Raw genomic sequence first — 5,213 nt, forward strand, 5'->3', positions numbered from 1 at the left:
CAAAAGCACAGAAGAAATGAAAACAATTATATCCAGTTTGTTGGTTGCAGGTATGCTGCTGACAAGTTGTGTCTCAAATATCAATAAAATGACAAATCTAGAAATTGTAAAAAGTACCTACGAAGGAAAAACTTCGGAAGAAAATGGTGAAAACTTAGCAAAATATGTTGCTGAAGATATCTCATGGACAGAAGCAGAAGGATTTCCGTGCGCAGGCACTTATATAGGCTTGGAAAACATTAAAAAAAATGTTTTTGCAAGACTAGGAAGCGAATGGATTGATTATAAATTCACGCCAGAAGATTATGTTGCCAATGAAGACAAAGTGGTAGCGTATGGAACTTATTCTGGTACCTATAAAAAGACAAATAAGCCTTTTACGGCAAGAGTTGCCCACATATGGAAACTGAAAGAGCGTAAAATCATAAGTTTTGAGCAGTTTGTGGATAGTAAGCCAGTAAATGATGTCATGCAATAAAGTTATTCGCTTTATTGTTGAGAAGGACTTTTTGCATCATCTGATTCCCGCTTATAGTCATTGAGTAAATACAGAATTTCGTCTGCCTTCCTGTCCAGATGTGATACAGGGATTTTTGCAGAAGTGCCGTCCTTTAATAATACGGTGATGTAATTTTTATATATACTCCCGGCATTATCACGTCCCACTTCTTCTATGCTGAATGCAAAACCCTCTATGTTTTTCCAATTGTAAAAATCACGGTCTTTAATGATCAGCTCATTTTCCGTAAAAGTAATATGAGGTGTTTTTTTGATCAGCTCGCGAAGTGCATAAATAAAAAGCCATATAGGAAATATACTGAAAACAGCTATGATGCCTACTGTTACAATTGTAAAATCACCATAAAATATATAAATAAAAAAGGGTATCGATATTATGGACAACACTAATATAACATAAAGGTTTAAAGGTGCTTTTCTGATAACAAGGGGTTCCATTGAAATATTTTAAGGTTGAGAAACTTTCTTCACATACAAAAACTTCTTATCTAAAGCACTAATATATATACTATCTGATTGATTTAGAATAAAATTCTGTTACAAGTTGATTGCTTGTGTTTTACAAGTTAATTGTGTGGAAATTATTCTATGGCACATTTTTTTAAAAAACAATATTGAAATCACATCATTTTAAGCGATTTTATCGATATAAAAATCAGAATGCCGAACGTGATCCTCCACCGTCCACTACTGAAACCGTTCCTGTTATATATTTAGCACGTGGCGAAACCAGGAAAACAGCCATGTTTGCCATATCTTGCACTTCACCAAAATCTTGCAAAGGTATTTCACTTTCAGCATATTTCCTGCGCTCATCACCCGGGAAATAAGGCCGGATGTTTTCAGTATCGATAAGTCCCGGCTGTAAACAGTTCGCCCTGATTCCATATTTGCCCAACTCACCTGCAAGTTGTTTAGACCACATTGCCATTGCGGCCTTGGCAATAGCTGAAACATTCAACGAGCGTAATTCATAAGTACTGGTCAAATTGAGTATTGTACCTTGTTTGCGGGCTATAAAATGTGGTAATAGCGCTTGAGTGAGCAACCTGGGGCGCTCAAAATCTAAGGCCATCGATCTAGTCCAGGGTTCTTCTGGTCCTGCAACATCTACAGGCTGACTTTGCCCCGCGTTGTTGATGAGGATGTCGATATGGCCAAGTGCAGCTAAGGCCGCAGTAGCAATTTTGTGAGGCGCGTTTGGTGCCAGTAAGTCCTGCGTAAAAACAATAGGGGCAATGTTGCCTTCAGCAACAATCTCACTGGAAAGGCTATCTAATGATTGTTGGTTACGGCCTGTTACGAAAACTTTTACACCTTCCCTTGCCAGCTCTTTTGCTATTGCGCTACCTATCCCTTTAGAGGCTCCGGTTACCAATGCCGTTTTTCCGGTTAAATATAAGTCCATATTTTCTTGTGATTAAAATGACCTTGCAATAATAACCTGTACCGCGTATTTTTATAGCATGCACTACCATTTGTATGGTACAAACAAATTTGTAAGTAATGACGGCACGAAAAGAAAATTCGACTTATACCCTCAACGAAAAATTTATAACGGATTGCGATCTGACTTATGCGGCCAACAAAATAGGAGGGAGATGGAAAATTGTAATATTGGATAAACTTGGAGACCGAAAATTGAGGTTTAGTGAGCTGAAAAAAGAATTCCCATATATATCAGAACGGATGTTAACCTTACAGTTGCGTGCATTGGAGCAGGATGAGCTGGTTAAAAGAACTGTTTATGCAGAGGTTCCTCCGAGGGTAGAATATGAGCTAACTCCGATAGCACTAGAGTTTCTTCCGATTTTTTGTCAATTAAGTGCTTGGGGCAAGAAGAATAAAGCGCTAAAGAAGAGTGGATCATAAAACCGTTAAAGTTTGATTAGAGGTATGCATAAATCAGCAAATATTGGTTACCTTTAATTGATTTGGCAGCTTATTTAATGTTGCATCAGTTGATTAGCAAATTTTAAAAATTGTATCGGGTTAAGTATTATGGCAGAAGTTAAATTAAATATCCAAAAAGAAGAACCTAGTGCATTCGAACTTTATGATGAGGGAGAAAAATATGGAGAAATGGTTTTTGATATTCAGGGCGGAAATTTAACGGTTTATCATACCGAAATTGATCCCGAAAAAGAAGGCAAAGGTTACGCAAAACTATTGCTGGATGCCATGGTAAATTATGTACGTACAAATAACCTGAAGGTAATTCCATTGTGCCCTTATGTGCATCTGCAATTTAAACGCCACGAAGAACTTTACAGAGATATCTGGAACAAAGTGCGCGAAAACGATTAATCGATAAAAACAATACTAGAATTAAATTCAGGAAAGCTACACTAATACTTCATGGTTTTGGAAAATCAATTTTCCAATGGTTCTGGTAAGAAAGCCACCGGAAAATTGTAAATGAGTTAATTAAACCTTTAAAAAAGAACTAAAAGCCGGTTGTTTTGGACGGTTTATTATTCAATGTGTATAGATCGTGCATCTTCATCTATTATTTAGCGGGCTTGCTCTATTTTTATTTCATTCGAAAGAAAGTAGCGATACTTTTATAACAAGAATCAAATCAACGGGACGATTTAGAGATCTTATTGGGGTTCCTCAGCAATGAGGGCCCTTTTTTTATTCAGGGCTAATGATATTGATCAGATAGTTAAGCGCATTTGCAGGATGAATTGGCATCAAAGATTGTATTACCCGTTTAAAACTTATCCTTCATGCCAAAAATGCCCATAAGCCCTCCGGTATGGATGGCCAATACTTTTTCATCTTTACCAATAATTTCTTGTTTTACTAAATCTTGAATGGCATAAAACATTTTCGCCGTATAAACAGGGTCTAGTAGCAATCCGGTTTTTGCAGTAAAGGTTTTGATAAAGCTGATCAGTTCAGGAGTGGTTTTCGCATAGCCTCCAAAATGATAATCGAGGTGAAGTTCGAGGTGGCTGGAGATGGGCGTATAATGTGCTATTTCTGCTTTGATAAATGAAGCACCCTTTAACACGGGGATGATATGTAACTTTGTATTTAATTGTTGTTGTTGAATTCCCATCAACAAACCTGCAGCTGTGGTTCCTGTTCCGGCAGCGCAAAAAATGTGGTCGTATGGTTCCACTAGCTCTTCAATTACCTCTGCGCAGCCAATGGTGGCTTCAACTGATGCACCCCCTTCATTTATAAAATAGGCTTGTGCATCGGATGCAAAATACTGGTCAAACAATTGGTGTTTATCCCGATAACTTTCACGGTCGGTAAAAATGAGTTTCATCCCAAATAAACTGCACAGTAATAATAGCTCATTTTTTACTGCTTCCCCACGTACAAAAGCTGTAGCGGTTAAGCCCGATCTTGATGCTGCGGCGGCAGTAGCCACGAGGTGATTGGAATAAGGACCTCCAAAAGTGACCAGATGCGTTTTTTGATCTGCTTTGGCCTTGGCTAAAATGTATTTGAGCTTACGCCATTTATTCCCGGAAATATAAGGATCGATAAGATCATCCCTTTTAACAAACAGGTTGTTTAAAGGAGAAAATGCTATTTTTTGTATTGGACTATATATTTCTTCGAACACGTGTGAAAATAAGCAAAGGTTATATCATAAAATTAATTTTAATTAATATGTCACGTTGTCCAAAGGACTCCTACGGAGAGCCTGTCGAAATGGACTAGAGACATTTACCCTTCCTTCGACAGGCTCAGGATGACAATCCTACCTTATTGATACAAGATTATATTCGATTATTTGCCGATACCAAGGCCTATACCTGCATTAACCATACTGTATTTTGCCTGAGTATATGAGCCGTAAAATTTAAAGAAACCAAATTTCAGTTGAAAGCCTAAACTACCTCTTACGCCGTCAATATCAGTTTGTTTCACCGAGATTGGATCTACATAAGTTGCATTGCTTGCACCATCTTCAAATTTATAAGTACCAAGCGCTTTTAAATTGGTGTTCGATGTTTGGTAACCGATGCTGGCAAAAGGCGTGAAAAACATAATTTTCTTTGAAACGATGGCATCAAAATTTACGCCATTGAATTTAGCATCAATACGCTGATCTGAATTTGAAGTATTATTGATATTCAAAGGCAAATTATATTTATACTGCGTAAAGCCACCGGCAATGGCAATGTCTACAGGAATCAGTTTTTCTGTTGTTGAACCCATAAATAAGGGTAAAAGTTCAATTTTGGCACCAAAACCGATCATCGATAAGCTTCCCAGGTCGTTACCTAATTTAATCTTCGGCATTGCTCTTAAAGTAACATCAATGTTTTTGGGTAAGCCCAAAGTAGCCTGTATCTGAGCTGAAGGCACTACATGAAACCCCACTCCCTGAGGTAAGTTGAAAAATTTACCTGTAGGAACGCCACTGCTTGTATAAATTTGCATTTTACCACCTTCATGGTCATCACCAAATGCAGTAGGACCTATAGATGATGCACCAGGTGCAGGTTTGATATTACTTAAACTCAAGGTATTTACATCATAACTTCTGGCCGATTGTGGAACAAATGCTGCAGAGGCCGAAACCCTTACATCGAATTTTAAAAAACCTTTCGATTGAGCGGTGTTCGACCATCCATCGGTTAAACCCAGGCCTAAACCTTTATACAAAGGATCAAAATAGGCATTAACCAGTTTGGTCGCATCTGCTGGTCCGCCCACAAACAAGT

Annotated in this window: 7 protein-coding genes; 3 read left to right on the forward strand and 4 right to left on the reverse strand. The window is 37.9% G+C overall.

All coding sequences use genetic code 11. The features are described 5' to 3' along the window. On the forward strand, nt 1-478 hold a 478-nt coding region (locus AC1DND_RS18605; RefSeq protein ID WP_477583894.1), incomplete at its 5' end, for a nuclear transport factor 2 family protein. Nucleotides 479-489: 11 nt separating this feature from the next. On the opposite strand, the gene AC1DND_RS18610 is transcribed toward AC1DND_RS18605, so the two are convergent. Both AC1DND_RS18610 and AC1DND_RS18615 read right to left on the reverse strand, forming a co-directional pair. After that, nucleotides 490-957, reverse strand: a complete 468-nt coding sequence (locus tag AC1DND_RS18610; RefSeq protein ID WP_477583896.1) for a hypothetical protein — start codon at nt 955-957, stop codon at nt 490-492. A gap of 217 nt (nt 958-1,174) precedes the next feature. After that, a complete protein-coding gene (locus tag AC1DND_RS18615) occupies nt 1,175-1,927 on the reverse strand; it encodes an SDR family NAD(P)-dependent oxidoreductase (RefSeq protein WP_477583897.1) in 753 nt (250 codons plus the stop codon). 98 nt (nt 1,928-2,025) lie between these two features. Between AC1DND_RS18615 and AC1DND_RS18620 the strand changes: the two genes are divergently transcribed. Further along, nucleotides 2,026-2,391: a winged helix-turn-helix transcriptional regulator gene (locus AC1DND_RS18620; protein WP_215130779.1), complete on the forward strand. Its 366-nt coding sequence runs from the start codon at nt 2,026-2,028 to the stop codon at nt 2,389-2,391. A gap of 129 nt (nt 2,392-2,520) precedes the next feature. After that, nucleotides 2,521-2,826 carry a GNAT family N-acetyltransferase gene (locus AC1DND_RS18625; RefSeq protein ID WP_477583899.1) on the forward strand — a complete coding sequence of 102 codons (306 nt, stop codon included), beginning with the start codon at nt 2,521-2,523 and terminating at the stop codon, nt 2,824-2,826. Nucleotides 2,827-3,235: 409 nt separating this feature from the next. Here AC1DND_RS18625 and AC1DND_RS18630 read toward each other — a convergent pair whose 3' ends face one another. Together AC1DND_RS18630 and AC1DND_RS18635 are read right to left on the reverse strand one after the other, a co-directional pair. Next, nucleotides 3,236-4,105: a 1-aminocyclopropane-1-carboxylate deaminase/D-cysteine desulfhydrase gene (locus AC1DND_RS18630; RefSeq protein WP_477583901.1), complete on the reverse strand. Its 870-nt coding sequence runs from the start codon at nt 4,103-4,105 to the stop codon at nt 3,236-3,238. 167 nt (nt 4,106-4,272) lie between these two features. Further along, a partial coding sequence (locus AC1DND_RS18635; protein WP_477583902.1) for a DUF6588 family protein occupies nt 4,273-5,213 on the reverse strand: 941 nt, incomplete at its 5' end.

Source organism: Pedobacter sp. 01N416 (genome assembly GCF_056399685.1).